The sequence below is a fragment of the Caballeronia sp. NK8 genome, assembly GCF_018408855.1.
Classification (GTDB): Bacteria; Pseudomonadota; Gammaproteobacteria; order Burkholderiales; family Burkholderiaceae; genus Caballeronia.
Map to the genome: position 1 here is coordinate 129,916 of NZ_AP024323.1, position 26,789 is coordinate 156,704.

27 protein-coding genes are annotated in these 26,789 nt (G+C 62.8%); 20 read left to right on the forward strand and 7 right to left on the reverse strand.

Annotation, left to right across the window (positions count from 1 at the left end):
- Positions 1-34: 34 nt before the first annotated feature.
- From NK8_RS15225 to NK8_RS15245, 5 genes are all read right to left on the reverse strand, one after another.
- Positions 35-1,486 (reverse strand): bifunctional 2-methylcitrate dehydratase/aconitate hydratase, encoded by a 1,452-nt coding sequence (locus NK8_RS15225; RefSeq protein WP_213229740.1) that lies wholly within the window; start codon positions 1,484-1,486, stop codon positions 35-37.
- Between the two features lie 31 nt (positions 1,487-1,517).
- Positions 1,518-2,036, reverse strand: coding sequence for a hypothetical protein (locus tag NK8_RS15230; RefSeq protein ID WP_162068191.1), 519 nt, complete (start codon positions 2,034-2,036; stop codon positions 1,518-1,520).
- A gap of 88 nt (positions 2,037-2,124) precedes the next feature.
- Positions 2,125-3,297, reverse strand: a complete 1,173-nt coding sequence (prpC, locus tag NK8_RS15235; protein ID WP_213229742.1) for a 2-methylcitrate synthase — start codon at positions 3,295-3,297, stop codon at positions 2,125-2,127.
- Positions 3,298-3,366: 69 nt separating this feature from the next.
- On the reverse strand, positions 3,367-4,371 hold the full coding sequence (locus tag NK8_RS15240) for a CoA ester lyase (protein ID WP_213230372.1): 1,005 nt from the start codon (positions 4,369-4,371) through the stop codon (positions 3,367-3,369).
- A 177-nt stretch (positions 4,372-4,548) separates the two neighbouring features.
- On the reverse strand, positions 4,549-5,535 hold the full coding sequence (locus tag NK8_RS15245; RefSeq protein ID WP_162066991.1) for a malate dehydrogenase: 987 nt from the start codon (positions 5,533-5,535) through the stop codon (positions 4,549-4,551).
- Positions 5,536-6,127: 592 nt separating this feature from the next.
- Between NK8_RS15245 and NK8_RS15250 the strand changes: the two genes are divergently transcribed.
- The 7 genes from NK8_RS15250 to gltA all read left to right on the forward strand — a co-directional run bounded on the left by NK8_RS15250 (position 6,128) and on the right by gltA (position 12,109).
- Positions 6,128-6,925 carry a GntR family transcriptional regulator gene (locus NK8_RS15250; protein WP_033536962.1) on the forward strand — a complete coding sequence of 266 codons (798 nt, stop codon included), beginning with the start codon at positions 6,128-6,130 and terminating at the stop codon, positions 6,923-6,925.
- Positions 6,926-7,094: 169 nt separating this feature from the next.
- Positions 7,095-7,505, forward strand: coding sequence for a succinate dehydrogenase, cytochrome b556 subunit (sdhC, locus tag NK8_RS15255; RefSeq protein ID WP_062256792.1), 411 nt, complete (start codon positions 7,095-7,097; stop codon positions 7,503-7,505).
- Between the two features lie 2 nt (positions 7,506-7,507).
- The gene (gene sdhD / locus NK8_RS15260; protein WP_061180612.1) at positions 7,508-7,876 is read left to right on the forward strand and encodes a succinate dehydrogenase, hydrophobic membrane anchor protein; all 369 of its coding nucleotides are present in this window, start codon (positions 7,508-7,510) and stop codon (positions 7,874-7,876) included.
- Positions 7,877-7,881: 5 nt separating this feature from the next.
- Positions 7,882-9,657 carry a succinate dehydrogenase flavoprotein subunit gene (gene sdhA / locus NK8_RS15265; protein WP_162066992.1) on the forward strand — a complete coding sequence of 592 codons (1,776 nt, stop codon included), beginning with the start codon at positions 7,882-7,884 and terminating at the stop codon, positions 9,655-9,657.
- A gap of 18 nt (positions 9,658-9,675) precedes the next feature.
- Positions 9,676-10,377 (forward strand): succinate dehydrogenase iron-sulfur subunit, encoded by a 702-nt coding sequence (locus NK8_RS15270; protein WP_061180598.1) that lies wholly within the window; start codon positions 9,676-9,678, stop codon positions 10,375-10,377.
- A gap of 12 nt (positions 10,378-10,389) precedes the next feature.
- Complete coding sequence (locus NK8_RS15275; RefSeq protein ID WP_162066994.1) at positions 10,390-10,671, forward strand: succinate dehydrogenase assembly factor 2; 282 nt, start codon at positions 10,390-10,392, stop codon at positions 10,669-10,671.
- A 136-nt stretch (positions 10,672-10,807) separates the two neighbouring features.
- Positions 10,808-12,109, forward strand: a complete 1,302-nt coding sequence (gene gltA / locus NK8_RS15280) for a citrate synthase (protein WP_162066995.1) — start codon at positions 10,808-10,810, stop codon at positions 12,107-12,109.
- A gap of 75 nt (positions 12,110-12,184) precedes the next feature.
- Here the strand turns inward: gltA and NK8_RS15285 are convergent, their stop codons facing one another.
- Both NK8_RS15285 and NK8_RS15290 read right to left on the reverse strand, forming a co-directional pair.
- Positions 12,185-12,505 carry a type II toxin-antitoxin system PemK/MazF family toxin gene (locus NK8_RS15285; RefSeq protein ID WP_162066996.1) on the reverse strand — a complete coding sequence of 107 codons (321 nt, stop codon included), beginning with the start codon at positions 12,503-12,505 and terminating at the stop codon, positions 12,185-12,187.
- Positions 12,499-12,747, reverse strand: coding sequence for an AbrB/MazE/SpoVT family DNA-binding domain-containing protein (locus NK8_RS15290; protein WP_213230373.1), 249 nt, complete (start codon positions 12,745-12,747; stop codon positions 12,499-12,501). The genes NK8_RS15285 and NK8_RS15290 overlap by 7 nt, the downstream gene beginning before the upstream one ends.
- A gap of 346 nt (positions 12,748-13,093) precedes the next feature.
- On the opposite strand from NK8_RS15290, the gene leuC reads away from it, so the two are divergent.
- The 13 genes from leuC (at position 13,094) to folC (ending at position 26,752) form a co-directional block, all read left to right on the forward strand.
- Positions 13,094-14,503, forward strand: coding sequence for a 3-isopropylmalate dehydratase large subunit (gene leuC / locus NK8_RS15295; protein WP_162066997.1), 1,410 nt, complete (start codon positions 13,094-13,096; stop codon positions 14,501-14,503).
- A 25-nt stretch (positions 14,504-14,528) separates the two neighbouring features.
- On the forward strand, positions 14,529-15,179 hold the full coding sequence (gene leuD / locus NK8_RS15300; RefSeq protein WP_062255134.1) for a 3-isopropylmalate dehydratase small subunit: 651 nt from the start codon (positions 14,529-14,531) through the stop codon (positions 15,177-15,179).
- A 28-nt stretch (positions 15,180-15,207) separates the two neighbouring features.
- Positions 15,208-16,275, forward strand: coding sequence for a 3-isopropylmalate dehydrogenase (gene leuB, locus NK8_RS15305; protein WP_213229744.1), 1,068 nt, complete (start codon positions 15,208-15,210; stop codon positions 16,273-16,275).
- A gap of 107 nt (positions 16,276-16,382) precedes the next feature.
- Complete coding sequence (locus tag NK8_RS15310; protein WP_162066999.1) at positions 16,383-16,577, forward strand: hypothetical protein; 195 nt, start codon at positions 16,383-16,385, stop codon at positions 16,575-16,577.
- Positions 16,578-16,659: 82 nt separating this feature from the next.
- Positions 16,660-17,781 carry an aspartate-semialdehyde dehydrogenase gene (gene asd / locus NK8_RS15315; RefSeq protein WP_213229746.1) on the forward strand — a complete coding sequence of 374 codons (1,122 nt, stop codon included), beginning with the start codon at positions 16,660-16,662 and terminating at the stop codon, positions 17,779-17,781.
- A 149-nt stretch (positions 17,782-17,930) separates the two neighbouring features.
- Positions 17,931-19,943, forward strand: a complete 2,013-nt coding sequence (locus NK8_RS15320) for a FimV/HubP family polar landmark protein (RefSeq protein WP_213229748.1) — start codon at positions 17,931-17,933, stop codon at positions 19,941-19,943.
- Positions 19,943-20,746, forward strand: a complete 804-nt coding sequence (gene truA, locus NK8_RS15325; protein ID WP_213229751.1) for a tRNA pseudouridine(38-40) synthase TruA — start codon at positions 19,943-19,945, stop codon at positions 20,744-20,746. The genes NK8_RS15320 and truA overlap by 1 nt, the downstream gene beginning before the upstream one ends.
- Positions 20,743-21,411, forward strand: coding sequence for a phosphoribosylanthranilate isomerase (locus tag NK8_RS15330; protein ID WP_213229753.1), 669 nt, complete (start codon positions 20,743-20,745; stop codon positions 21,409-21,411). The genes truA and NK8_RS15330 overlap by 4 nt, the downstream gene beginning before the upstream one ends.
- A gap of 49 nt (positions 21,412-21,460) precedes the next feature.
- A complete protein-coding gene (gene trpB / locus NK8_RS15335) occupies positions 21,461-22,654 on the forward strand; it encodes a tryptophan synthase subunit beta (protein ID WP_213229755.1) in 1,194 nt (397 codons plus the stop codon).
- 11 nt (positions 22,655-22,665) lie between these two features.
- Complete coding sequence (locus tag NK8_RS15340) at positions 22,666-23,541, forward strand: site-specific DNA-methyltransferase (protein ID WP_213229757.1); 876 nt, start codon at positions 22,666-22,668, stop codon at positions 23,539-23,541.
- A gap of 74 nt (positions 23,542-23,615) precedes the next feature.
- A complete protein-coding gene (trpA, locus tag NK8_RS15345; RefSeq protein WP_162067006.1) occupies positions 23,616-24,419 on the forward strand; it encodes a tryptophan synthase subunit alpha in 804 nt (267 codons plus the stop codon).
- A 70-nt stretch (positions 24,420-24,489) separates the two neighbouring features.
- On the forward strand, positions 24,490-25,362 hold the full coding sequence (accD, locus tag NK8_RS15350) for an acetyl-CoA carboxylase, carboxyltransferase subunit beta (RefSeq protein ID WP_162067007.1): 873 nt from the start codon (positions 24,490-24,492) through the stop codon (positions 25,360-25,362).
- A 79-nt stretch (positions 25,363-25,441) separates the two neighbouring features.
- Positions 25,442-26,752, forward strand: coding sequence for a bifunctional tetrahydrofolate synthase/dihydrofolate synthase (gene folC, locus NK8_RS15355; protein ID WP_213229759.1), 1,311 nt, complete (start codon positions 25,442-25,444; stop codon positions 26,750-26,752).
- The last annotated feature ends 37 nt before the right edge of the window (positions 26,753-26,789 follow it).

Below are 26,789 nucleotides of genomic sequence, written 5' to 3' on the forward strand. Positions count from 1 at the left end.
CTAAGACGAGGAAATTGCTCTGGTTGCTGTCAGGCTAAATCACATACAGATCGACGTATTCATTGACCGGCATCGCTTCGAGCGTTGCCTGATCGAGCGATGCCGCGAGGATCGCTTGCTGTTGCTTCTGCGGAAAACGGCGCGCGAGGTTCGTCCTGAACTTCTCGACGAGCAGAGGTATGCCGTCCGCGCGGCGGCGCTTGTGACCGATCGGATACTCGACCGCGATTTCATCGAGTTTCGTGCCGTCGCTGAATTCGACGGTCAACGCGTTCGCGATCGAGCGCTTCTCCGGGTCGTGATAATCCTTCGTGTATTGCGGGTCTTCCACGCATTCCATCTTCGCGCGCAGCGTGTCGATGCGCGGGTCCTGCGCGATGGCGTCTTCGTAATCGGGAGCGGTGAGGCGGCCGTGAATCAGCGGCACGGCGATCATGTACTGAATGCAGTGATCGCGGTCCGCCGGGTTGTTGAGCGGCCCCTTCTTGTCGATGATGCGAATCGCCGCTTCGTGCGTGCGGATCGTGATACGCCTGATGTCATCGACGGACTTGCCGGTTTCCTTGAGCTTGCCGTGCAAAGTCATCGCGGCTTCGACCGCGGTCTGCGCGTGGAATTCGGCAGGGAACGCGATCTTGAACAGCACGTTCTCCATCACGTACGAGCCGTACGGACGCTCGAACGTGAAGGCGTTGCCCTTGAAGAGCACATCGTAAAAGCCCCACGTTTTGGCGGTCAGAACGGACGGATAGCCCATCTCGCCGGTCTTCGCGATCAGCGCGAGACGCACCGCGCGCGAGGTGGCGTCGCCCGCGGCCCACGACTTGCGCGAGCCCGTATTCGGCGCATGACGATACGTGCGCAGCGAATGGCCATCGACGAAGGCCAGGGAAACAGCGTTGATGAGCTCGTCGCGCGTGAGGCCGATCATCTGCCCGACGACTGCCGTGGAAGCCAGTTTCACGAGCAGCACATGATCGAGACCGACCTTGTTGAACGAGTTTTCGAGCGCGATGCAGCCTTGAATTTCGTGCGCCTTGATCATCGCGATCAGGACGTCTTTCATGTCGAGCGGCTGCTTGCCCGAGGCGATCGCGTTACGCGAAAGCCAGTCGGCGGTAGCCAGAATGCCGCCGAGGTTATCCGACGGATGGCCCCATTCGGCGGCGAGCCAGGTGTCGTTGAAGTCGAGCCAGCGGATCATCGCGCCGATGTTGAACGCGGCCTGAACCGGGTCGAGCTGGAATTGCGTGCCGGGCACTTTCGCGCCGTTGGGGACGATCGTGCCGGGCACGATCGGTCCCATCAGCTTGGTGCAGGCGGGGTAGGAGAGGGCTTCGAGTCCGCAACCGAGCGTGTCGATCAGGCAGTTGCGCGCCGTTTCGAGCGCAAGCGCACTGTCGACACGCCAGGTCAGCACGTAGTCGACTATCTCGACGAGTACCTTGTCCGGATCAGGCCGGATGTTGGAGGTCGGTGCGGACATCGAGGGATTCCTGATGTAAATGCTGCCTGAGTTAGTTCACGTTCTTGATCAGCGCTTCAGACTGCGTGGGGGCGGCACCGCCCGCAGCCATTTCCGGCGTCACGCACTCGTCGGCCAGGCGCGACGAGTCTTTGTCCGAGAACAACATCGCTTTCGACGGGATCACGACGAGATCCATGCCCGTCGCCGAATCGTGGAAACGGTCGGCGCCGGTCGTCGTGTCCTGACGCGGCAGCTTGTAGTCCTTCTTGGCCCAGTTCACCGTGACGATGGTGTCACGCTTCATGTCGCCTTTCAGATAGAAAGTATTGCCGTCCTTGCACGACCACTTCACTGCACCTTCGGGGATCGGATCGACCTTGGCCGCCGCGGCCGCTTCGGCCTTGGGGCTGCGCTTGATCAGGCGGCGAGCCGGTGCGGGTCGCTTGGCCGTGGACGTGGCCTTGGCCTTGCTCGCGTCGGTCGTCGTCGCAGCGAAGGCGTCGACGCTGACGAAGACGCTCGTCGTTGCCAGCGTGCCGGCGATTGCAGCGATCAGAAGTTTATTCATCGAAAAACCTTTCAAAAACATTGGGGTTGAAAACAGAGTGCAGCGCGGCGTGGATTGTCGTTCATATCGAATCCGATCGCGCAGCCCTCTATTTTCGCTTATTTATCGGGAGGAACTTCAAATTCTCCGGTCCGGTGTAATTCGCACTGGGCCGAATGATCTTGTTGTCGATGCGTTGCTCGATGATGTGCGCCGCCCATCCCGAGGTGCGCGAGATCACGAACAGCGGCGTGAACATGGCCGTGGGCACGCCCATCATGTGATACGAGACCGCGCTGAACCAGTCGAGGTTCGGGAACATTTTCTTCGCGTCCCACATCACCGATTCGAGCCGCTCGGCGATGTCGAAAAGCTTCGTGTCGCCGGCTTCCTTCGACAGCTTCTTCGCGACTTCCTTGATGACCTTGTTGCGCGGATCGGAGATCGTGTACACGGGGTGGCCGAAGCCGATGACCACTTCCTTGTTTTCGACGCGCCGCTTGATGTCGCTTTCCGCTTCGTCGGGCGTCTGATAGCGCGACTGGATTTCGAACGCGACTTCGTTCGCGCCGCCATGCTTCGGACCGCGCAGCGCGCCGATGGCGCCGGTGATCGCCGAATACATGTCCGAACCCGTGCCCGCGATCACGCGCGCGGTGAACGTCGACGCATTGAATTCGTGCTCGGCATACAGGTTGAGCGACACATGCATCGCATCGACCCACGACTTCGAGGGCGCCACGCCATGCAGCAGATGCAGAAAGTGTCCGCCGATGGAATCGTCGTCGGTTTCGACTTCGATGCGTTTGCCGTTGTGCGAATAGTGATACCAGTAGAGCAGCATCGAACCGAGCGAGGCCATCAGGCGATCGGCGATGTCCTTCGCGCCCGGCACGTTGTGATCGTCCTTCTCCGGCAGCAGCGTGCCGAGCACGGACACGCCGGTACGCATCACGTCCATCGGATGCGCGGACGCGGGAATCCATTCCAGCGCGGCCTTGAGGTTCGCGGGCAGGCCGCGCAACGCCTTCAGCTTCGTCTTGTACGCTTTCAGTTCGGCAGCGTTGGGCAGCTTGCCGTGCACGAGCAGATGCGCGATTTCTTCGAATTCGGAAGTGGTCGCGACATCGAGAATGTCATAGCCGCGATAGTGCAGGTCATTGCCGGTCTTGCCGACCGTGCACAGCGCGGTATTGCCCGCGGTCACGCCGGACAGCGCGACGGATTTCTTCGGCTTGAATGCGCCGGTTGCGGGTGCGTCGGTCGATGCGGTATCGGTCATGCTCTCCAGTCTCCTTACGTACGCGCGCAATGCGGCGTTACTTGTTGTGCTTGAAGAACGCGCTCGTGCTCATGCCTCTGAAGCCGGCGCGGCGAAGAGCGGCGCGCAATCGTCGGGCATCGTCTGGCCGGTTGCGCGCGCGCGGCGCAGCACCGACCAGTAATAGCGATAACTCGCGCGGTCGTGCAGCGTGTCGCCGTGACGCGTCGGGCCCCACTGCGCGCGTTGCGCTTCGAGCAGGATCGCGGCGGCGAGCGCGATTTCCTCCGCGCGCGGCGAGAAGGCCTCGACGATCGGCCTGATCTGGTCCGGATGGATGCTCCACATGCGCGTGTAGCCGAATTCGTTGCGGGCGCGCGCGGCATCGTTCGCGACGATGCTCATGTCGCGCACTTCCGTCGACACATTGTGCGACGGCACCTTGCCGTGCGCGTGACACGCAGCCGCGATCTCGAGCTTCGCGCGCCGCACGAGCGGGTGCTCGAACTGGCCGGGCGAGCGCATCGCGGTATCGGGAATCGCGCCGTTGTGCGCCGAGACGAAATCCATCAGGCCGAAACTCAGCGATTCGACACCGGGCAGCGCGGCGAGTTCGAACGCTTCCGCGAGCGCGCCGTGCGTCTCGATCAGCAGATGACAGGGAACGGGCTTCTGAATGCCGAACTCACAGCGCGAGGCTTCGATGAAAGCCACCATCTCGGCGGCATCGAAGACGCTGCGGATCTTCGGCAGCATGATGAAGGCGGGCGCCTGCTTCGCGTGGCGCAGGATGATGCGCACGTCGTCGCGCCACGCGCGATGATGAAAGTCGTGGATACGCACGCCGACTCGCCCGAAACGGTCTTCGTCGCCACCCACGAACGATGCGACCAGCTCCGCGTGCTCGACCTCATGACCGACCTGCGCACCGTCTTCGCAATCGAGCGTGATGTCGAATACCGGGCCGAGTTGCGCCTGCAACGCCAGCGATTTCTTCATCAGCTTCTCGCTGCCGGCGTAGTGATCGCAGGGCGGAAGCACGGCGGGTTGCGGTTCGCCGTCAAACAGCACTTCGGCGGGAGTGAGAGCGCGCATTGTCGGCGTCGGGTCCGAGTTGGGGAAGTGAATTCGAACTTGGCTCATGCTTCTGATTCGGCCGCGCTCGAAAGATCCTCAGGCGGATCTTCAAGCGCGATCGGATCAGGCGCGAACGCGCTCGGGCGTTCGCGCTGACGGGAAGCGCCGCTCGCGCTTCCCTTTCAAACGACGTGCTTACTTGCCGAGCAGATGCGCGACGCCGTCACGCTCTTCGAGCAGCTCGTTGAGCGTGCCGTCCATCTTCTCGCGCGAGAACGCGTCGATTTCCAGGCCTTCGACGCGCTTGTACTCGCCGTTTTCGCACGTGACGGGCACGCCGTAGATGATGTCTTCCGGAATGCCGTACGTGCCGTCCGACGGAATGCCCATCGTGACCCACTTGCCGTTCGTGCCGAGCACCCAGTCACGCACGTGATCGATGGCCGCGTTGGCCGCCGATGCCGCCGACGACAGGCCGCGCGCTTCGATGATCGCAGCGCCGCGCTTGCCGACGGTCGGGATGAAGGTGTTGCGGTTCCATTCGTCGTCGCTGATGAGCTTCGTGAGGTCCTGGCCTTCGGCGGTCGCGAAGCGGAAGTCCGGGTACATCGTCGGCGAGTGGTTGCCCCACACGGCGAGCTTTTCGATCGACGCGACCGGCTTGCCCGACTTGGCAGCCAGTTGCGACAGCGCGCGGTTGTGGTCCAGACGCAGCATGGCGGTGAAGTTCTTCTTCGGCAGATCCGGCGCCGACTTCATCGCGATGTACGCGTTCGTGTTCGCCGGGTTGCCGACGACCAGCACCTTGACGTCGCGGCTCGCGACATCGTTCAGCGCCTTGCCCTGGACCGTGAAGATCTCGGCGTTCGCCGACAGCAGGTCCTTGCGCTCCATGCCCTTCGAACGCGGACGCGCACCGACGAGCAGCGCGACGTCGGCATCCTTGAACGCGACCTTGGGATCGTCCGTGACGACCACGCCGGCGAGCAGCGGGAAGGCGCAGTCTTCCAGTTCCATCACGACGCCCTTCACGGCGCCTTGCGCTTGCGGCAGATCGAGCAACTGAAGAATCACGGGCTGGTCTTTGCCGAGCAGATCGCCGTTGGCGATGCGGAACAGCAGCGAGTAGCCGATTTGACCTGCGGCGCCGGTGACGGCAACGCGCTTTGCGGACTTAGCCATTGAGAACTCTCCTGGACGATGCGTGGAACGCTAGGGAAAACGCCATTTTATGCGCGTTACGCAAAGCGTTGATGAAGACATGCCGGCCATGCCGTGCGCGAATCATCGAAAGCGGGCGCCACCTGGCGTTGCGCGCGTTCGTTCGTGGATTCGCGCCGCGTAAATGAATGAGCGGGCGTGACTGCCATGTCATGAATCCTTCTTCGAGCGCGAGGCGTGCGGAGTTGTTCAGGAAGGACGCGGGGATTTCGCTCGAGTCTGACGGCAACGCGCCCATTCGGGACGGCGCTTGACGTTGCGAGGCATGGGGCAGGCAGCGGGGCGCGAATCGAATGGCCGATCGGCGTGAGGCGAAAGCGAAAGGGCGTGCCTGGCGGTATGGTGCGCGATGCGTGGCTGCCGCGACCCGAGATGTTCCCGAGGCCGAAAACACGCTGACCGGCGGTTCCTGCGCTCTCGCAACGACCCGCAAACCCTTGCTCGCCAAGGAGTGTAGGATTGCCGGAAGGTAAAGTCAACACTATCTTATGTCTTATATAAGACATAGGAATCTGCGGGAAAACTCTGGACGCGTGGCGGCCCTTGTGTTGAAATGCGCGGCATGAATTCCAACCCGGCGAGCACGACGACCCCCAACGGCACTGCACCGGCGGCTGAGGCCGCGAGCACGCCGTCGCCGACGTTCAGCCCACTGTATCAGCAGATCAAGGCGCTCATCACGCAGGGACTCGAGTCCGGCGAGTGGAAGCCCGGCGAGATCATCCCGAGCGAGGTCGAGCTGGCCGCGCGCTACAAGGTGAGTCAGGGCACCGTTCGCAAGGCGATCGACGAGCTCGCCGCCGACAATCTTCTTGTTCGCCGCCAGGGCAAGGGCACGTTCGTTGCGACGCACAACGAAGACCGCGTGCAGTTCCGCTTCCTGCGCCTTTTGCCCGACGATGGCGACGTTCATCCCCATGTGAGCCGTCTGCTCGAATGCAGGCGGCTGCGCGCGCCCGCCGAGATCGCGCGCCAACTGGATCTGAAGCCCGCCGATCCTGTCGTTCTTATCAAGCGCTTGTTGCAGTTTGATGGCGTAACGACCGTATTCGACGAAATCTGGCTGCCCGGCGCGGTTTTTCGCGGCCTCACGGCCGAGCGTCTCGCGGAATACAAAGGTCCGCTCTACGCGATGTTCGAGACCGAGTTCGGCACGCGCATGATTCGCGCGACGGAAAAGATTCGCGCTGTCGCCGCCGACGAGACCGTCGCGCAGTTCCTCGATGTCGCGCAGGGCTTCCCGCTTTTATCGGTGGAGCGCGTGTCCTATACGTATGGCGATCGCCCGGTCGAAGTTCGGCGCGGCTGGTATGTCACGACCGGTTATTTCTATCAGAACGACTTGAGTTGAACGAATGAAGACGGGGTCGCGCGCACTGGCTGAGTTCGCGCGGAATGCGCACGTCAGGAAGGCCATTTTCGCGTACTGAGCAAGAGTCTCTTCGACGGCTTTTCGCTGCAGCGCGAAATAAAAAGGCGCTAAAATCGCGGATTAGTGTATTAACAAGTTGGGGTCTAACATGGCTGAAGCCGTAAAAAAACCAAGGCCCGAGTACCGGAACATCGGAATCGGCCAACTCGCGAAGTATCGCTTGCCGCTGGCAGGAAAGGTATCCATCCTGCATCGCGTGAGCGGCCTGCTGCTCTTCGTGTGTCTGCCGTTCATCCTGTATCTGCTCGATCAGAGCCTCACGTCGGAAATCTCCTTCGACGCGTTCAAGGGCTTTCTCGCCAACCCCATCGTCAAGATCATCACGCTCGTGCTGTCGTGGGCGTATCTGCATCACTTCTGCGCGGGCATTCGCTTTTTGCTGCTCGACACCCACGTCGCGGTGAACAAGGAAGGCGGCAGGCAGACCGCGCTCATCGTGCTGATCGTTTCGCTGTTGCTCACGCTCGCGATGGCTCTCAAGATCTTCGGAGTGTTCTAAACATGGCAACGCAAAATCGAGTTGGTCCGAAGCGCCTGGTCGTCGGCGCCCACTACGGTCTGCGCGACTGGCTCGCGCAACGCGTCACCGCGGTCGTGATGGCCATCTATACCGTCATTCTGCTGTTCTGGTTCTTCGGCGCGCATAACTTCTCCTATGAAGGCTGGGCCGGCATTTTCGCGACCCAGTGGATGAAGCTTGCGACTTTCGTGGCCCTGCTTTGCCTCTTCTATCACGCGTGGGTCGGCATTCGCGACATCTGGATGGACTACGTGAAGCCCATGGGCGTGCGCCTGCTGCTGCAGGTGCTGACCATCCTGTGGCTGATCGGATGCGCCGGCTACGCCGCACAGATTCTCTGGAGAGTGTAAAGAACATGGCTGCAATCAAGACTTCCCTGCCGCGTCGTCGCTTTGACGTGGTCATCGTCGGTGCGGGCGGATCAGGCATGCGCGCATCGCTGCAGCTCGCGCGCGCGGGGCTTTCCGTCGCGGTGCTCTCGAAGGTGTTTCCGACGCGCTCGCATACGGTGGCTGCACAAGGCGGCATCGGCGCTTCGCTTGGCAACATGAGCGAGGACAACTGGCACTATCACTTCTACGACACCATCAAGGGCTCCGACTGGCTCGGCGACCAGGATGCGATCGAGTTCATGTGCCGTGAAGCGCCCAATGCGGTGTACGAGCTCGAGCACATGGGCATGCCGTTCGACCGCAACGCCGATGGCACGATCTATCAGCGTCCGTTCGGCGGTCACACCGCGAACTACGGCGAGAAGCCGGTGCAGCGCGCCTGCGCTGCTGCCGACCGTACCGGCCACGCCTTGCTGCACACGCTGTATCAGCAGAACGTCGCGGCTAAAACGCACTTCTTCGTCGAATGGATGGCGCTGGATCTGATCCGCGACGCCGATGGCGACGTGCTCGGCGTCACCGCGCTCGAAATGGAAACGGGCGAGGTCTATATCCTCGAAGGCAAGACCACGCTGTTCGCCACGGGCGGCGCGGGCCGTATCTTCGCGGCATCGACGAATGCGTTCATCAATACGGGCGATGGCCTCGGCATGGCCGCGCGCTCGGGCATCGCGCTGCAGGACATGGAGTTCTGGCAGTTCCACCCGACGGGCGTGGCGGGCGCGGGCGTGCTGATCACCGAAGGCGTGCGCGGCGAAGGCGGCATTCTGCGCAACTCCAACGGCGATCGTTTCATGGAACGCTACGCGCCGACGCTGAAGGATCTCGCGCCGCGCGACTTCGTTTCGCGCTCGATGGACCAGGAGATCAAGGAAGGCCGCGGCGTGGGTCCGAACAAGGATCACGTGCTGCTGGACCTGTCGCACATCGGCGCGGAGACGATCATGAAGCGTCTGCCGTCGATTCGCGAGATCGCGCTGAAGTTCGCCAACGTCGACTGCATCAAGGAGCCGATTCCGGTGGTGCCGACCATCCACTATCAGATGGGCGGTATTCCGACGAACATGCATGGTCAGGTCGTGGGCACCGCGAAGGGCTACGACGATCCGGTCAACGGTTTCTACGCAGTGGGCGAATGTTCGTGCGTTTCGGTGCACGGCGCGAACCGTCTGGGCACGAACTCGCTGCTTGATCTGGTGGTGTTCGGGCGCGCCGCGGGCAATCACATCATCAAGCACGCGAAGGAACTGAAGGAGCACAAGCCCTTGCCGGCCGATGCCGCCGACTTCGCGATGGAACGTCTCGCGGTGCTGGAGAAGTCCACCTCGGGCGAATACACGCAGGACATCGCGGGCGACATCCGCGCGTCGATGCAGGCGCACGCGGGCGTGTTCCGCACCTCGAAGCTGCTGGAAGAGGGCGTGGGCAAGATCGCGGAACTGGCCGAGCGCGTGAAGCACGTGCATCTGAAGGACAAGTCGAAGGTGTTCAACACGGCCAAGGTCGAGGCGCTGGAGCTGGCGAACCTGATCGAAGTGGCGCGCGCGACGATGGTGTCGGCCGAAGCGCGCAAGGAAAGCCGTGGCGCGCACGCGCACAGCGACTACGAGCATCGCGACGACGAGAACTGGATGCGTCACACGCTGTGGTTCAGCGAGGGCGATCGGCTGGATTACAAACCGGTGCAGATGAAGCCGCTGACGGTCGAATCGGTGCCGCCGAAGGCGCGTACCTTCTAAGCGCACGAGGATAGAGAAATGGCAAAGAGAATTTTTGAAGTCTATCGCTACGATCCGGACAAGGACGCGGCGCCGCGCATGCAGACCTATGAGCTCGAACTCGAGCACGAGCGCATGTTGCTGGACGCGCTGGTGAAGCTGAAGTCGGTGGATGAGACGCTGTCGTTCCGTCGTTCGTGCCGTGAAGGCGTGTGCGGTTCGGACGCGATGAACATCAACGGCAAGAACGGCCTCGCGTGCCTGACGAACCTGAATGAACTGCCGCAGAAGATCGTGCTGCGTCCGCTGCCGGGGCTGCCGGTGGTGCGCGACCTGATCTGCGATTTCACGCAGTTCTTCAACCAGTATCATTCGATCAAGCCGTACCTGATCAACGATACGCCGCCGCCCGAGAAAGAGCGCCTGCAGTCGCCGGTGGAGCGCGATGAACTCGATGGTCTCTACGAGTGCATTCTGTGCGCGAGCTGCTCGACGTCGTGCCCGAGCTTCTGGTGGAACCCGGACAAGTTCGTGGGACCGGCGGGCCTGCTGCAAGCCTATCGCTTCATCGCGGACAGCCGCGATCAGGCGACGGGCGAACGGCTCGACAACCTGGAAGATCCGTATCGTCTGTTCCGTTGCCATACGATCATGAATTGCGTCGACGTGTGCCCCAAGGGGCTCAATCCGACCAAGGCGATCGGCAAGATCAAGGAATTGATGGTGCGGCGGGCTGTCTGAGTGGGCAATGTGATGGTCGACAATCAAGACAACTCGCATCAGTCCGATCCCCTTCGCCGGGCGCGCCTTCGTTGGCGCGCGCGGCGCGGCCTGCTGGAAAACGATCTGATCTTCGAGCGTTTCTTCAGCCGATATGAGCATGACCTCAGTGACGCCGACGTGGCCGCGTTGACCCGTCTGCTGGAACTGAGCGACAACGAACTGATGGACTTGCTGCTGGCGCGCACGGAGCCTGAAGGCGACCTCGCGACGCCGGACGTGATCCGCTTGCTGGAAACGCTGCGCACCGTGTGATTCCAGCAGGAATTCGCGGAGTTTTGCAAAATACGCCTGTTGCAATGCACACAGGCCGATCGAACAGTTTTGCCGCGCAGCTTCCGTCGTGCAAATTATCGAAAACCTGTATCCATACTTCGATTGAGGATGTGCTATGACCCCGTCAGATGTTAAAGCCACGCTATCGTTCAGCGACAACTCGCCGAGCGTCGAAATGCCGATCTACAAGGGCACGTTGGGCCCGGACGTGATCGACATCCGCAAGTTGTACGGTCAGACCGGCAAGTTCACGTATGACCCGGGCTTCATGTCGACGGCGGCGTGCAACTCCGCGATCACGTACATCGACGGCGACAAGGGCGAGCTGCTGTATCGCGGCTACCCGATCGAGCAGTTGGCCGTGAACGCCGACTTCCTCGAGACCTGCTATCTGCTCCTGAAGGGCGAACTGCCGAACGAAGCGCAGAACAAGGAATTCGTGGACACGGTCACGCGTCACACGATGGTGCACGAACAGATGCACTTCTTCTTCCGCGGCTTCCGTCGCGACGCGCATCCGATGGCCGTGCTGACGGCTGCGGTGGGCGCGCTGTCGGCGTTCTATCACGACTCGCTGAACATCAACGATCCGCGTCACCGTGAAGTGTCGGCCATTCGCATGATCGCGAAGCTGCCGACGCTCGTCGCGATGGCGTACAAGTTCAGCATCGGCCAGCCGTTCGTGTATCCAAAGAACGAACTCTCGTACAGCGCGAACTTCATGCACATGATGTTCGCCAACCCGTGCGAAGAGTACAAGGTCAACGACGTGCTCGTGCGCGCGCTCGACCGCATCCTGATCCTGCACGCGGACCACGAGCAGAACGCGTCGACGTCTACCGTGCGTCTCGCCGGTTCGTCGGGCGCGAACCCGTTCGCGTGTATCGCGGCAGGTATCGCGTGTCTGTGGGGCCCGGCGCACGGCGGCGCAAACGAAGCCGCGCTGAACATGCTGGAAGAGATCGGCTCGGTCGACAACATTCCCGAGTTCATCAAGCAGGTGAAGGACAAGAATTCGGGCGTGAAGCTGATGGGCTTCGGTCACCGCGTGTACAAGAACTACGACCCGCGCGCGAAGCTGATGCGCGAGACGTGCCACGAAGTGCTCGAAGAACTCGGCCTGCACGACGACCCGCTCTTCAAGCTCGCGATGGAACTCGAAAAGATCGCGCTGGAAGACGAATACTTCGTGTCGCGCAAGCTGTATCCGAATGTCGACTTCTACTCGGGCATCGTGCAGCGCGCGCTGGGCATCCCGACGTCGATGTTCACGTGTATCTTCGCGATGGCGCGTACGGTCGGCTGGATCGCGCAGTGGAACGAAATGATTGCGGATCCGGAGCAGAAGATTGGCCGTCCGCGTCAGTTGTTCATCGGTCAGACGGCGCGTGAAGCGAAGCCGCTGGCGAAGCGGTAAGCTGATTCACGGCTTCAGGTAGGTGTGAAGGCCCCGGCGGGTGACTGCCGGGGCTTTTTGTTTTTGTGGGCCAATCTAGACGGCAAACACTTCTTGTAGCGTGCGCAGCGCGTCTGACAGCGTCTTGCCGGCCAGGGTGCCTTCTTTCCTGACGAGCCGCATCCTGTCCACGCTGCGCATCTGATCCAGAAGGACGAGTCCTTCCTTTCGCTTGAACGAAACGGGAATACGGTAGGGTGCCGAGGCGCCTTTCGAAGTCATCGGCGCGACGATGACAGTGCGCAAGTGGTCGTGCATTTCCGGCGGAGAAACAATCACGCAGGGCCGAGTTTTCTGAATCTCGCTGCCCAAGGTCGGGTCGAGCGCCACAAGCCAGATGTCGCCGCGCGCTACCATTCGAGCTCCGAATCATCGTCGTTGGCGAACTCACCCATCACCAGCTTGTCATCCCCGCTCGCGGCAATCGACCTGCTTGCCTCAGCCCAGCCTTCGCGGACCCTGCTACGGGGTCGACGCAGCACGATAGCATCGTCTTCGACGTTCATCTCTACTTCGTTCTCCAGACCCAGTTGCGCCAGAAACGGCTTGGGTATGAGCACCCCTTGCGAGTTGCCCATCTTCCGGATGGTGGTTTTCATGAGATCGATCATGGTTGTTCGTGTAATTACAATGTTATTACCAGAAGGGAAATGGCGTCAATAGCCGTTCTGACTCGCGAGCATCGGGCGGTCAATCAACCATACGAGGCTGCTTCAGCGCAGACCAGTCAGCCGGATGGGCTAAGCGAGTCGTGCGAAGGGATGCCCTTTCGACCACCGCCCCCATCCGGGTAGTCTTTATCCGGGTACTGTCGCCACTACGCAAACCACTGTTTTTATTAGCTTTTTTCGTAGCCTAGTACTACCCGGGCGCCCCTTGACGGTGGCATAATCGACTCACAAGTGGTCAACCCATCCCCCGCAGTCACATACGAAAGCGCTCACCATGGCACAGACTCTCTACGACAAACTGTGGAACACGCACGTGATCCACACGGAAGAGGACGGCACCTCGATCCTCTACATCGATCGTCACCTGCTGCATGAAGTGACGAGCCCGCAGGCGTTCGAGGGCCTGAAGCTGGCCGAGCGCCCGGTGTGGCGCATCAGCGCGAATCTGGCGGTGTCGGACCACAACGTGCCGACCACCGACCGCTCGCACGGCATCGCCGATCCGGTCTCCAAGCTCCAGGTCGATACGCTCGATCAAAACTGCGACGCCTTCGGCATCACGCAGTTCAAGATGAACGATCTGCGCCAGGGCATCGTGCACATCATCGGGCCGGAGCAGGGCGCGACGCTGCCGGGCATGACGATCGTCTGCGGCGACTCGCACACGTCCACGCACGGCGCATTCGGCGCGCTCGCGCATGGCATCGGCACGTCGGAAGTGGAGCACGTGCTCGCCACGCAGACGCTCCTGCAGAAGAAGAGCAAGAACATGCTCGTGAAGGTCGAAGGCCCGCTGCCGCGCGGCTGCACCGCGAAGGACATCGTGCTGGCGATCATCGGCAAGATCGGCACGGCGGGCGGCACGGGTTACGCCATCGAATTCGGCGGCTCGACCATCCGCGCCCTGTCGATGGAAGGCCGCATGACCGTCTGCAACATGGCGATCGAAGCAGGCGCGCGCGCGGGCATGGTCGCGGTCGACGACACCACCATCAATTACCTCAAGGACCGTCCGTACTCGCCGCATGGCGTCGAGTGGAATCAGGCGGTCGAATACTGGCGCCAGTTCAAATCGGACCCGGATGCGCAGTTCGATCGCGTCGTCGAACTGAACGCCGCCGAAATCGTGCCGCAAGTGACGTGGGGCACGTCGCCGGAAATGGTGACCTCGATCGATGGCCGCGTGCCCGATCCCGAGAAGGAAAAGGACCCGGTCAAGCGCGACGCGATGGAGCGCGCGCTGACCTACATGGCGCTGCAACCGAATACGCCGATCGAATCCATCAAGCCGGACAAGATTTTCATCGGCTCGTGCACCAATGCGCGTATCGAAGACTTGCGCGCGGCCGCGTATGTCGTGAAGTCGCTGGGCAAGCGCGTCGCGTCGAACATCCGTCTCGCGATGGTCGTGCCGGGCTCGGGTCTCGTGAAGGCGCAAGCCGAGCACGAAGGCCTCGACAAGATCTTCACGAACGCCGGTTTCGAATGGCGCGAGCCGGGCTGCTCGATGTGCCTCGCGATGAACGCTGACCGGCTCGATCCGGGCGAGCGCTGCGCCTCGACGTCGAACCGCAACTTCGAAGGCCGTCAGGGCGCGGGCGGGCGCACGCACCTCGTGAGCCCCGCGATGGCCGCCGCCGCCGCGATCGAAGGCCACTTCGTCGACGTGCGCAAGCTTGCGTGATCAACCGGGATACAGAGAAAAGATCATGGAAAAATTCATTGTGCATAGCGGCCTCGTCGCGCCGCTGGATCGCGAGAACGTCGACACGGACGCGATCATCCCGAAGCAGTTCCTGAAGTCGATCAAGCGAACCGGCTTCGGTCCGAATGCGTTCGACGAATGGCGTTATCTCGATGTCGGCCAGCCCGGTCAGGACAACAGCAAGCGTCCGCTCAATCCGGACTTCGTGCTGAACCAGCCGCGCTATCAGGGCGCGTCCGTTCTGCTCACGCGCAAGAACTTCGGTTGCGGCAGCTCGCGTGAGCACGCGCCCTGGGCGCTGGACCAGTATGGCTTTCGCGCGATCATCGCGCCGAGTTTCGCGGACATCTTCTACAACAACTGCTTCAAGAACGGCCTGCTGCCGGTCGTGTTGACGGAGCAGCAAGTCGACAAGCTGTTCAACGAGACCTATGCGTTCGTCGGCTTCCAGCTGACGATCGATCTCGAAGCGCAAGTCGTGCGTACGGGCGACGGCACGGAATACGCGTTCGAAGTGCCGGGCTTTCGCAAGTACTGTCTGCTGAACGGCTTCGACGATATCGGCCTCACGCTGCGTCACGCGGACAAGATCAGGCAATACGAAGCCGAGCGGCTCGCGAAGCAGCCGTGGCTGAATCACCGGCTCGTCGGATAAATCGAACCACGAACAGAAGGAAGAGACGATGAAGATTGCAGTTCTGCCCGGCGACGGGATCGGTCCGGAAATCACCGCCGAAGCGGTCAAGGTCCTGAACGCGCTCGGCGAGAAGTTCGAGCTGGAAGAAGCGCCCGTCGGCGGCGCGGGCTACGAGGCGAAGGGCCATCCGCTGCCCGATTCGACGCTGGCGCTCGCGAAGGAAGCCGATGCGATCCTGTTCGGCGCGGTCGGCGACTGGAAGTACGACAAGCTCGAACGCGCGCTGCGTCCGGAGCAGGCGATTCTCGGCCTGCGCAAGCATCTGCAGCTTTTCGCGAACTTCCGTCCGGCGATCTGCTATCCGCAATTGACGGGCGCGTCGTCGTTGAAGCCGGAGATCGTGTCGGGTCTCGATATTCTCATCGTCCGCGAACTGAACGGCGACATCTACTTCGGCGCGCCGCGCGGCCTGCGTGAAGCGCCGGACGGCCCGTTCGAAGGCGCGAAGGAAGGCTTCGACACGATGCGCTATTCCGAGCCCGAAGTGCGCCGCATCGCGCACGTCGCGTTTCAGGCGGCGCAGAAGCGTCAAAAGAAGCTGACGAGCGTCGACAAGGCCAACGTGCTCGAAACGTCGCAACTGTGGCGCGACACGATGATCGACGTCGCAAAGGAATATCAGGACGTCGAGCTGTCGCACATGTACGTCGACAACGCCGCGATGCAACTGGTGAAAGCGCCCAAGGCGTTCGACGTCGTCGTGACCGGCAACATGTTCGGCGACATCCTGTCTGACGAGGCCGCCATGCTCACCGGTTCCATCGGCATGTTGCCGTCGGCGTCGCTCGACAAGAACAACAAGGGCTTGTACGAGCCGTCGCACGGGTCCGCGCCGGACATCGCGGGCAAGGGCGTCGCCAATCCGCTCGCGACCATCCTTTCCGCCGCGATGATGCTGCGCTATTCGCTCGGCAAGACCGAGCAGGCCGATCGCATCGAAAGCGCGGTCAAGAAGGTGCTGGAGCAGGGCTATCGCACCGGCGATATCGCCACGGCGGACGGCCGAGTCGTCGGCACGAAGGAAATGGGCGATGCGGTGCTGAAGGCGCTGTAAGCGCCGAAAAGACGATCGGCGGTTGCAAGCTAAAGCGCGGCCGATCGTCTCTTTTTACCGATGTTCGCGCACGATCCGCACGATTTTCACACGCGTGCCGCAAGCGCGTGACGAAAACATCGGGTTATCGTGTATATTCTTTGGTCATGGCGAAGAACTCTCAATTCTCTCTGGATTCCATCGGACGCGGCTCAAACGTCGTCGCGACGGAACTCGCCATCAGCACGCGCATCGACGCGGTCAAACGCGTCCTGAAAACGCGCATTACGAAAATCTCCATCAAAGCGATCACGATTCGCTGATCGTCCCTCGTGTCCGAGCGTCTTCCCCGCGCGGCCACGCCGGGTAAAGATGCGGGGAAGCGTCCACTAGGAAAGGTTAGTCATGAACGTAGGTCTCGTTGGTTGGCGCGGCATGGTCGGCAGCGTCCTGATGCAACGCATGCAGCAGGAAGGCGATTTCGACTTGATCGAACCGGTGTTCTTCAGCACCAGCAATGCGGGCGGCAACGCGCCGTCGTTCGCCAAGAACGAGACAAAGCTCAAAGACGCGACGAGCATCGACGACCTGAAAAAGTGCGACGCGATCATCACGTGCCAGGGCGGCGACTACACCAACGACGTGTATCCGAAGCTGCGCGCGGCGGGCTGGAAGGGCTACTGGATCGACGCGGCCTCGGCGCTACGCATGAAGGACGACGCGGTCATCATCCTCGATCCGGTGAACCTGGACGTCATCAAGGATTCGCTCGTGAAGGGCGGCCGTGACTTCATCGGCGGCAACTGCACGGTCAGCCTGATGCTGATGGCGCTCGGCGGCCTGTTCCGCGAGAACCTCGTCGAATGGACGACCGCGATGACCTATCAGGCCGCCTCGGGCGCGGGCGCGCAGAACATGCGCGAACTGCTGCAGCAGATGGGCGTGCTCTACGGTGCGGCGAAGGAAGATCTGGCGGACCCGTCGTCGGCGATTCTCGACATCGATCGCCGCGTGCTCGCCGCGATGAACGGCGAGCGCATGCCCGTCGACAACTTCGGCGTGCCGCTCGCCGGCTCGCTGATTCCGTGGATCGACAAGGATCTCGGCAACGGCATGTCGAAGGAAGAGTGGAAGGGCGGCGCGGAAACCAACAAGATTCTCGGCAAGCCGGCCATGGGCGCGCCGGGCTCGATTCCCGTCGATGGCCTCTGCGTGCGTATCGGCGCGATGCGCTGCCACTCGCAGGCGCTCACCGTCAAGCTCACGAAGGACGTGCCGCTGGACGAAGTGCACGGCATCCTCGCATCGGCGAACGACTGGGTGAAGGTCGTCCCGAACGAGCGCGACGCGTCGATTCGCGATCTCTCGCCGGCAGTCGTCACGGGCACGCTGACGGTGCCGGTCGGCCGTCTGCGCAAGCTGGCGATGGGCGGCGAATATCTGTCCGCATTTACTGTCGGCGATCAACTGTTGTGGGGCGCGGCCGAACCGCTGCGCCGCATGCTGCGCATTCTGCTCGACAAGTAAAGTAAACTACGCGCCTGGAAGCGCGTGCCAGCATGAAAAGCGTCGCTTCTCGCGGCGCTTTTTTGTTTTCGCGTCGTTTTGTTGCAAAGCTGTGTCGGCCGAGCCGTTTTCGCCGTACGTTTCAATTTTTTGCCGGACCCGGAGCCTCAATGATCCAACGACCTCGCCGGTCTCTCCTTTCGTCATCGCGTGCGGCGCTCGCCGCGACAGGTTTCGCCGTATGCGCGATGTTCTGGGCGAATCCCGGCGATGCGCTCGCCCAGGCGAGCAGCGCGGCGGCGCCGGGCGCGACGGGGCAGACGTACGCGGTCAAGCCGGGACAGTCGTTGAGCGATATCGCTGGCGAGCTCACTGGATCGAAGGACCGCGACGTACGCGCGCGTGCTGCGCGTGCGCTGTTCGACGCCAATCCGAGCGCGTTCGGAAATCACGATATCAACAAGCTGAAACTCGGCGCCGTGCTGAACGTGCCGGCCGATCTGGGTGGGGCGACGGCTGCGGCTTCCCCTTCCGCGCCCGCCGAAACGCCCGCTCCGGCTCCTGCGCCCGCTCCGGAAGCCGCGGCACCGGTATCGGAGAGCGCAGCGCCAGCGGCGCCCGCATCCGCCATCGAGCCGCATGCGAGCGCGCCTGCGGAGGTCGCCTCCGCGCCGGAGCCACAGCCCGAGGCCGCGTCTGCGACGCAGGCTCCAGCGAGTGCGCCAGCCAGCGCGGCGCCCGCATCCGCGAGTCATCAAGGCGCGACCGCCGCGACGATCGGCCTGACGCCGTTCATCGTTGCGATCGTGCTGGTGGTGATCGGTGCGCTGCTGCTCAGGATGCGCCGTCGCAAGCGGCGCGCGGCAGCGAGCGGCGACCTCGATCGCACTCCGCGAACCTTCTCCAGCCTCGAAGAAGCGCAAGCCGATGCGGCCGCGCGCAACGAAGCGCTTCGCAAGGAGCGTGAAGCTGCGGCGGTGAGTGCGGGCGTCGGCGCTGCAGCCGCGACGGCAGCGAGCGTCGAGAGCGAATTGCCGCCGACGACCGAATCGAAGCCCGCAGAGCAACCGGCTCGCGATGAGCCGTTCGCGCCCGTCGCGCCCGCGGCTCGACACGCCGACTTCGTTCCGCCCTTGCCCGAAGCCCCCGCAGCCGACGCCGGCGCGCACGAGCCGCACCTTCGCGAAATCGAGGCGCGCGAGGCGGCCCGCCTCGAGGCCGAGAAATGGGAAAACGAGGAACGCGAAGCCGCGGCACGTCAGGCAGCCGCGCAGGAGGCCGAGGAGCGCGAGATTCGTGCGCGCGAAGCCGCTGCGCGAGAAGCGCTCGCCCATCAAATGGCTACCCGCGAAGCCGAGCAGCGCGAGGCCGAATTGCGTCAGGTGACCGAGCGCGAGGAGCAGTCGCGCGACGCCGCCGCACGCGAGATCATCGCGCGCGAAGCCGAGTTGCGGGAATTGCAGGCGCGCGCCGCGGAAGAGCAGGCTGCCGAGCAGCGTGCCGCCGAGCAGCGCGACATCGAGGAACTGGCCGCGCGCGAAGCGGAAAAATCGGGTATCGCGCCGGACGAGGAGCCGGTGCTCGCGCATCGCTTTCCGATGCCGAAGTTCCCGCAGGACGCGATTCAGGCGCTGGGTTCGCTCGAAATGGAACTGCCGCCGCGCATGGAACTGACGATCAAGCCGCCCGCGATCACGGAGCCGGCCACGCTGGCCTCGCCGCCGGCTGAGCTTGCGCCGCCGCAGGAGGCGCATCCGAAGGCGCTTCAACAAGTGCCGTCCTTGTCGCAACCGATCGAACAGGCGCCGTTCGTCCCGCAACCGGTGGCGCGGCCCGATCCGGCGCAACCGCCGCAATCGCAGGCGCAGTCCGTCGCTTCGCAGATCGAAGCCGGCACGGCCGGTGCGGCGTCGGTGGCAGGCTTGGGCGCGACGAGATTCGGGCCGCTGAGCCTCGATTTCGATCTCGGCGCGGCGTCGAGCACCACCGAGCCGATTCCCGCCCTCACGCCGGCGCAACTCGCGACCATCGCGCGCAACAAGCTCGAATTGGCCGCCGAGTACATCGAGTTGGGCGATCTCTCGGGCGCGCGCACCTTGCTGCAGGAAGTGATCGAGTCGAACGATCCGGCGACGCGTCAGCAGGCCGCCACGCTCCTGTCGACGCTCGCGCCGCATTCCTGATGCGTATTGCACTGGGCGTTCAGTACGACGGTTCGGCGTTTTGCGGCTGGCAGTCGCAGCCGCACGGCAAGACGGTCCAGAACGAACTGGAGCGCGCGCTCGCCGCGTTCGCGCAGACGCCGCTGCAGACGGTCGTCGCCGGGCGCACGGACACGGGCGTGCATGGGCTCGGTCAGGTCGTCCATTTCGATACCGATCTCGATCGCACGGCGTTCTCGTGGGTGCGCGGCACGAACGCGTTTCTGCCGGACACGGTCGCCGTGCAATGGGCGAAGCCGATGCCCGACGATTTTCACGCGCGCTTCGCCGCCTTCGAACGGACCTATTTCTACGTTCTATACGTCAATCCGGTGCGTTCGCCGATGCTGTCGAAACGCGCGGGCTGGGTGCATACGCCGCTCGATGCAGGCGCGATGCGCGATGCGGTTGCGTGTCTGATCGGCGAGCACGATTTTTCGTCGTTCCGCGCGGCCGATTGCCAGTCGAAAACGCCGGTGAAGCATCTCCATCAGATCGACGTGCGCGAGCAGGGCGATTTCATCCACTTCCGTTTTCGCGCCAACGCGTTCCTGCATCACATGGTGCGCAACCTGATGGGATGTTTCGTCGCGATCGGGCGAGGCCGTCACCCGGCTTCCTGGATGGCAGATGTACTCGCCGCACGCGACCGCCGCGCCGCCGCGCCGACCTTCATGCCCGATGGGCTGTATCTGGCTGAGGTCGGCTATCCTGAACGCTTCGCGGTGCCGCCGCCGCACATCGCCAGCATGCCCTGGAGCGCCATCTGGGCCGAGCCGAAATGACAGAACGAGATTTGCATCGCACCCGCATCAAGTTGTGCGGACTGTCGCGCGTCGAGGACGTGCAGCACGCCGTCGCGCTCGGCGCGGATGCCGTGGGCTTCGTGTTCTATCCGTCGAGCCCGCGCTCTGTGAGCGTCGCGCAGGCGGTCGAACTGGCGCGGCAGGTGCCGCCGCTGGTATCGGCGGTCGGGCTTTTCGTGAATGCGACGCCCGAGTGGATTCGCGAAGTCACGTCGAACGTGCCGCTTTCCCTGCTGCAATTTCACGGCGACGAAACCCCGGAGCAATGCGAGGAACTCGCGGCGATTGCGGGTTTATCCTATTGGCGCGCGCTGCGAATTGGGGCTGATGCGTCCACAAGCCATTTGATAGAATCGTCTCTCAAGTTCAAAGCCGCAGGCGGTCTTCTGCTCGACGCTCTCGTCGAGGGCTTCGGCGGCGGTGGAAAGGTATTCGATTGGTCACTTATCCCAACAGATCTCGGGCATCGGGCCGTTTTGAGTGGTGGGTTGAACGCGCAAAACGTCAGTGACGCCATTCGGCGTGTGCGCCCGTACGCGGTCGATGTCTCGAGCGGCATCGAAGTGCCGGGCGCCAAGGGCGTGAAAGATCCCGCCCGAATGGCGGCATTCGTGCGCGCGGTGCGCGAGGCGGATGCCGGGTGATTCGAACGCGGGCCGCGCTGCCGGTCCGCGTAACCGAGAGAGTGACGCAATGTACAACTTGCCAGACGAAAGAGGCCATTTCGGCCAATATGGAGGCGTGTTCGTCTCCGAAACGCTCATCCACGCGCTCGATGAATTGCGCGTCGCGTATGAAGCGGCACAAAAAGATCCCGAATTTCTCGCCGAATACGAGTACGAGCTCAAGCATTACGTGGGCCGTCCGTCGCCGATCTATCACGCGAAGCGCTGGAGCGAAATGCTCGGCGGCGCGCAGCTTTACCTGAAGCGCGAAGACCTGAATCACACCGGCGCGCACAAGGTGAACAACGTGATCGGTCAGGCGCTGCTCGCCCGCAAGATGGGCAAGCCGCGCGTGATCGCCGAAACGGGCGCGGGTCAGCACGGCGTGGCGACGGCGACGATCGCCGCGCGCTTCGGCATGGAATGCGTGGTCTACATGGGCTCGGAAGACGTGCGTCGTCAGGCCGCGAATGTCTATCGGATGAAGCTGCTCGGCGCGACGGTCGTGCCGGTCGAATCCGGTTCGAAGACCCTCAAGGACGCGCTCAACGAAGCCATGCGCGACTGGGTGACGAACGTCGAGAATACGTTCTACATCATCGGCACGGTGGCGGGTCCGCATCCCTATCCGATGATGGTGCGCGACTTCCAGCGCGTAATCGGCGACGAATGCCGCGTGCAGATGCCGGAAATGACCGGTCGCCAGCCGGATGCGGTGATCGCCTGCGTGGGCGGAGGATCGAACGCGATGGGCATTTTTTATCCGTATATCGACGATAAAGACGTCAAGTTGATCGGCGTCGAAGCGGCGGGCGACGGCATCGATACCGGACGTCATGCGGCGTCGCTGATGGGCGGCAGCCCCGGCGTGCTGCACGGCAACCGCACGTATCTGCTGCAGGACGAGAACGGGCAGATCATAGAGACGCATTCGGTCTCGGCCGGTCTCGACTATCCGGGCGTCGGTCCGGAGCACGCGTGGCTGAAGGACGCGGGGCGCGCGGAATACGTCGGCATCACCGACGAAGAAGCGCTCAAGGCGTTCCATGACTGCTGCCGCATCGAGGGCATCATTCCGGCGCTGGAATCGAGCCACGCGCTCGCCTACGGCGCGAAGCTCGCGAAAACGCTGCCGCGCGACAAGGTGCTGCTCGTCAATCTGTCGGGCCGGGGCGACAAGGACATGCACACGGTCGCGGAGCGATCGGGCATCCAGTTCTGAGCGCCTGATAGATGCGTACCGTCATCGACGAGCCGTTGTCCGCAGGCGCGCTTCAGGGCGCCGGCAGCGACATCCGCAACCGCGATTTTCTGGCCGATGCCGCGAACATTCCCGACGCGTCGATCGATCTGATCGTCGCGGATCCGCCCTATGGTCTGGGGAAGGATTACGGGAACGACTCGGACATGCTGTCCGGCGACGCTTTTCTGGAGTGGACGTATCGCTGGCTGGATCTGGCGATCCCGAAGCTCAAGCCGAGCGGCTCGCTGTACATCTTCTGCACCTGGCAATATTCGCCCGAACTGTTCGTGTTCCTGAAGCGTCGTCTCATGATGATCAACGAGATCGTTTGGGACCGGCGCGTGCCGAGCATGGGCGGAACGACGCGTAAATTTACGTCAGTGCACGATAACATTGGCTATTTCGCGGTATCGAAGGATTATTACTTCGATCTCGATCCGGTCCGCATCCCCTACGACGCAGAGACGAAAAAGGCGCGTTCGCGCAAGATTTTCGAAGGCAGCAAGTGGCTGGAGCTCGGTTACAACCCGAAGGACGTCTGGTCGGTGTCCCGCCTGCACAGGCAGCACGCGGAGCGCGTGGATCATCCCACGCAAAAGCCGCTGGAAATCGTCGAGCGCATGGTCCTCGCGAGTTGTCCGCCGGGTGGCCGCGTGCTCGATCCGTTCATGGGCAGCGGCACGACCGGCGTCGCGTGCGCGCGTCACGGGCGGCAGTTCATCGGGTATGAGATCAACGCGGACTACTGCGCGATTGCGGAAAGCCGCGTCGCGCAAGCACGGGCCGCGCGACTCAGCCCGGATGAACCGGTTCGCGCGCGCCGCAAAACGCTTCTTGTCACCGACACCGCTCAAGCTGCCAAATAGCGCCTTTTTCGTTGCTGATCGCGTCAGATGCATACAGAAGCATCGACGCTAACGAACGTTTACGAGAATTTCTCATGTCCCGTATCAAGCAAACTTTTGCGGCCCTGGCCGCGCAGGGAAAGAAAGGTCTGATCCCGTTCATCACGGCGGGCGACCCGAATCCGGAGCAGACGGTCGAATTCATGCACGCGCTGGCGAAGGGCGGCGCGGATGTCATCGAACTCGGCGTGCCGTTTTCCGATCCGATGGCCGATGGCCCCGTCATCCAGCGCTCGTCCGAGCGCGCGCTCGCGCGCGGCGTGACGCTGAAGAGCGTGCTCGCGGATGTCGCGCGCTTTCGCGAAACCGATGACAAAACACCCGTCGTGCTGATGGGCTATGCGAATCCGATCGAGCGCATGGGCGCCGATGCGTTCGCGAAAGCCGCGCAGGAAGCGGGCGTCGACGGCGTGCTGGTGGTCGATTACCCGCCCGAGGAAGCGATCGAATTCGGCGAGAAGATGCGCGCCGCCAGCATCGATCCGATCTTCCTGCTCGCTCCCACATCGACGGACGATCGCATCGCGGCGGTCGGCAAGATCGCGAGCGGCTATGTCTACTACGTATCGCTGAAGGGCGTGACCGGCGCGGCAAATCTGGACGTTTCCAGCATCGCGAGTAAAATCCCGGCCATCAAGTCGCATGTGCCCCTGCCGGTTGGCGTCGGTTTCGGCATTCGCGATGCCCAGACCGCGCGCGCCGTCGCCGATGTCGCGGACGCCGTCGTCATCGGCAGCCGCCTCGTGCAACTGCTCGAAGAGGCGAAACCGGACGCCGCGGCTGCGTCGCTGACGAGCTTCATCGCCGAAATTCGTCAGGCGCTCGACGCCGCACAGTAAAATACGCGCCGCCGCGGGCCGTCCGATTCGGACGTGCGCCGCGCGGCGACCGATCAGTCAAGGAAAAACGATGAGCTGGCTCGACAAACTGCTGCCGCCGAAGATCAAGCAAACCGATCCCAAAAGCCGCAAGGGCATTCCCGAGGGCCTGTGGGTGAAGTGCCCGTCGTGCGAGGCCGTGCTGTATCGCAACGACGTCGAGGCGAACCTGCACGTGTGCCCGAAGTGCAGCCATCACATGCGTATCGGCGCGCGCGAGCGGCTCGACCGTCTGCTCGATCCGGAAGGCCGCTATGAAATCGGCCAGGAAGTCGTGCCGGTCGACGCGCTCAAGTTCAAGGACAGCCGCAAGTATCCGGACCGCATCAAGGAAGCGATGGAGGATACCGACGAAACCGATGCGATGGTCGTCATGGGCGGTGCGATCCATACGATTCCGTGCGTCGTCGCGTGTTTCGAATTCTCGTTCATGGGCGGCTCGATGGGCTCGGTGGTCGGCGAGCGCTTCGTGCGCGGCGCGCGCAACGCGCTGGAGCAGAACGTGCCGTTCATCTGCTTCACGGCTTCCGGCGGCGCGCGCATGCAGGAAAGCCTGCTTTCGCTGATGCAGATGGCGAAAACCACCGCGCTGCTGACGAGACTCTCGGACGCGAAGCTGCCGTTCATCTCGGTCCTCACGGACCCGACGATGGGCGGCGTGTCCGCAAGCTTTGCGTTCCTCGGCGACGTCGTGATCGCCGAGCCGAAAGCGCTGATCGGCTTCGCCGGCCCGCGCGTGATCGAGCAGACCGTGCGTGAAAAGCTGCCGGAAGGCTTCCAGCGCGCCGAATTCCTGATGACGAAGGGCGCGATCGACATGATCGTGGATCGCCGCAAGATGCGCGAAGAACTGGCCCAGTTGATGGCGCTCATGACGCGGCAACCCGCCGATTCCGTCGCCTGAGTTGCTGATTTTGCAGCGCTGCGCCGCGCGAGAGCCCTACGGTTTTCGCGCGGCGTTTTGCTTTTCTCCGATCTCGAAAATGAACACTTTCCCCACTCTCGACGCCTGGCTCGCACATCTGGAAGCGGCGCATCCGGTCGGCATCGACATGGGCCTCGCGCGCATCGGCAAGGTGAAGGACGCGCTCGGCCTGCATTTCGATTGTCCGGTCATCACGGTCGGCGGCACGAATGGCAAGGGCTCCACGTGCGCGATCATCGAAACGATTCTGCTGCGTGCGGGCTATCGCGTCGGCTGCCATACGTCGCCGCATCTGCTGTCGTTCAATGAACGTGCGCGTATCGATGGCGCCGAAGCCAGCGACGCCGAGCTGCTCGAGCATTTCGAGGCGGTGGAAAAGGCGCGCGCGAGTCTCGCGGAGCCGGTTTCTCTGACTTACTTCGAATTCACGACGCTCGCGATCCTGCATCTGTTCGCCTCGCGCGGGCTCGACGCGGTGGTTCTCGAAGTGGGGCTGGGCGGGCGTCTGGACGCGGTGAATATCGTCGATACGGACTGCGCGGTGATCACGAGCATCGATATCGACCACACGGACTATCTCGGCGATACGCGCGAGAAGATCGGTTTCGAGAAAGCGGGGATTTTCCGGCAGGGCAAGCCCGCCGTGTGCGGCGATCCTTCTCCGCCGCAGAGCCTCATCGATCACGCCGAAGCGGTCGGCGCGGACCTGTGGCTCGTCGGACGCGATTTCCGTTACGAAGCGCAGCCGGGCAACGAGCGCCAGCAATGGAGCTATATCGGACGTGAGCAGCGGCGCTCGGCCCTGGCCTATCCGGCGCTGCGCGGCGCGAATCAACTGATCAATACATCGGCGGCGCTGGCGGCGCTCGAAGCGCTGCGCGCGCGCCTGCCGGTATCGGCGCAGGACATTCGTCTCGGCCTCGCCAATGTCGAGTTGCCGGGCCGGTTTCAGGTGCTGCCGGGCAAGCCGCAGATCATTCTCGATGTCGCGCACAATCCGCACGCTGCCGCCGTTTTGTCGCAAAATCTCGGCAACATGGGCTATTTTCCGTACACGTACGCAGTGTTTGGCGCCATGCGCGACAAGGACATTGAAGGCGTCGTGAATCAGCTGAAAGGCGAGATCGATCACTGGAACGTCACCGCACTGCCGACGCCGCGCGCTGCCTCGGCGGAGCAACTGGAGCACGCATTGCGCGATGCCGGTGTCAACGATGGCCCCGACAGCAGCGTTTTCCGGTTTGAAACGCCGGCCGCAGCTTTTCAAGATGCTTTAGGCCGTGCCTCCGAAAATGATAGAATCTTGGTCTTCGGCAGTTTCTACACGGTAGCAGGCGTCATGGCCTACCGTAAGTCGCAGCATCACTGAGCAGCATCACCCAGACGGTCGGCCGTCAGCACCAAGC

Coding starts and splice junctions, on each gene's coding strand:
- NK8_RS15225 (WP_213229740.1), bottom strand. CDS start 1,486: ATGTCCGCACCGACCTCCAACATCCGGCCTGATCCGGACAAGGTACTC.
- NK8_RS15230 (WP_162068191.1), bottom strand. CDS start 2,036: ATGAATAAACTTCTGATCGCTGCAATCGCCGGCACGCTGGCAACGACG.
- prpC (WP_213229742.1), bottom strand. CDS start 3,297: ATGACCGATACCGCATCGACCGACGCACCCGCAACCGGCGCATTCAAG.
- NK8_RS15240 (WP_213230372.1), bottom strand. CDS start 4,371: ATGCGCGCTCTCACTCCCGCCGAAGTGCTGTTTGACGGCGAACCGCAA.
- NK8_RS15245 (WP_162066991.1), bottom strand. CDS start 5,535: ATGGCTAAGTCCGCAAAGCGCGTTGCCGTCACCGGCGCCGCAGGTCAA.
- NK8_RS15250 (WP_033536962.1), top strand. CDS start 6,128: ATGCGCGGCATGAATTCCAACCCGGCGAGCACGACGACCCCCAACGGC.
- sdhC (WP_062256792.1), top strand. CDS start 7,095: ATGGCTGAAGCCGTAAAAAAACCAAGGCCCGAGTACCGGAACATCGGA.
- sdhD (WP_061180612.1), top strand. CDS start 7,508: ATGGCAACGCAAAATCGAGTTGGTCCGAAGCGCCTGGTCGTCGGCGCC.
- sdhA (WP_162066992.1), top strand. CDS start 7,882: ATGGCTGCAATCAAGACTTCCCTGCCGCGTCGTCGCTTTGACGTGGTC.
- NK8_RS15270 (WP_061180598.1), top strand. CDS start 9,676: ATGGCAAAGAGAATTTTTGAAGTCTATCGCTACGATCCGGACAAGGAC.
- NK8_RS15275 (WP_162066994.1), top strand. CDS start 10,390: ATGGTCGACAATCAAGACAACTCGCATCAGTCCGATCCCCTTCGCCGG.
- gltA (WP_162066995.1), top strand. CDS start 10,808: ATGACCCCGTCAGATGTTAAAGCCACGCTATCGTTCAGCGACAACTCG.
- NK8_RS15285 (WP_162066996.1), bottom strand. CDS start 12,505: ATGGTAGCGCGCGGCGACATCTGGCTTGTGGCGCTCGACCCGACCTTG.
- NK8_RS15290 (WP_213230373.1), bottom strand. CDS start 12,747: ATGAAAACCACCATCCGGAAGATGGGCAACTCGCAAGGGGTGCTCATA.
- leuC (WP_162066997.1), top strand. CDS start 13,094: ATGGCACAGACTCTCTACGACAAACTGTGGAACACGCACGTGATCCAC.
- leuD (WP_062255134.1), top strand. CDS start 14,529: ATGGAAAAATTCATTGTGCATAGCGGCCTCGTCGCGCCGCTGGATCGC.
- leuB (WP_213229744.1), top strand. CDS start 15,208: ATGAAGATTGCAGTTCTGCCCGGCGACGGGATCGGTCCGGAAATCACC.
- asd (WP_213229746.1), top strand. CDS start 16,660: ATGAACGTAGGTCTCGTTGGTTGGCGCGGCATGGTCGGCAGCGTCCTG.
- NK8_RS15320 (WP_213229748.1), top strand. CDS start 17,931: ATGATCCAACGACCTCGCCGGTCTCTCCTTTCGTCATCGCGTGCGGCG.
- truA (WP_213229751.1), top strand. CDS start 19,943: ATGCGTATTGCACTGGGCGTTCAGTACGACGGTTCGGCGTTTTGCGGC.
- NK8_RS15330 (WP_213229753.1), top strand. CDS start 20,743: ATGACAGAACGAGATTTGCATCGCACCCGCATCAAGTTGTGCGGACTG.
- trpB (WP_213229755.1), top strand. CDS start 21,461: ATGTACAACTTGCCAGACGAAAGAGGCCATTTCGGCCAATATGGAGGC.
- NK8_RS15340 (WP_213229757.1), top strand. CDS start 22,666: ATGCGTACCGTCATCGACGAGCCGTTGTCCGCAGGCGCGCTTCAGGGC.
- trpA (WP_162067006.1), top strand. CDS start 23,616: ATGTCCCGTATCAAGCAAACTTTTGCGGCCCTGGCCGCGCAGGGAAAG.
- accD (WP_162067007.1), top strand. CDS start 24,490: ATGAGCTGGCTCGACAAACTGCTGCCGCCGAAGATCAAGCAAACCGAT.
- folC (WP_213229759.1), top strand. CDS start 25,442: ATGAACACTTTCCCCACTCTCGACGCCTGGCTCGCACATCTGGAAGCG.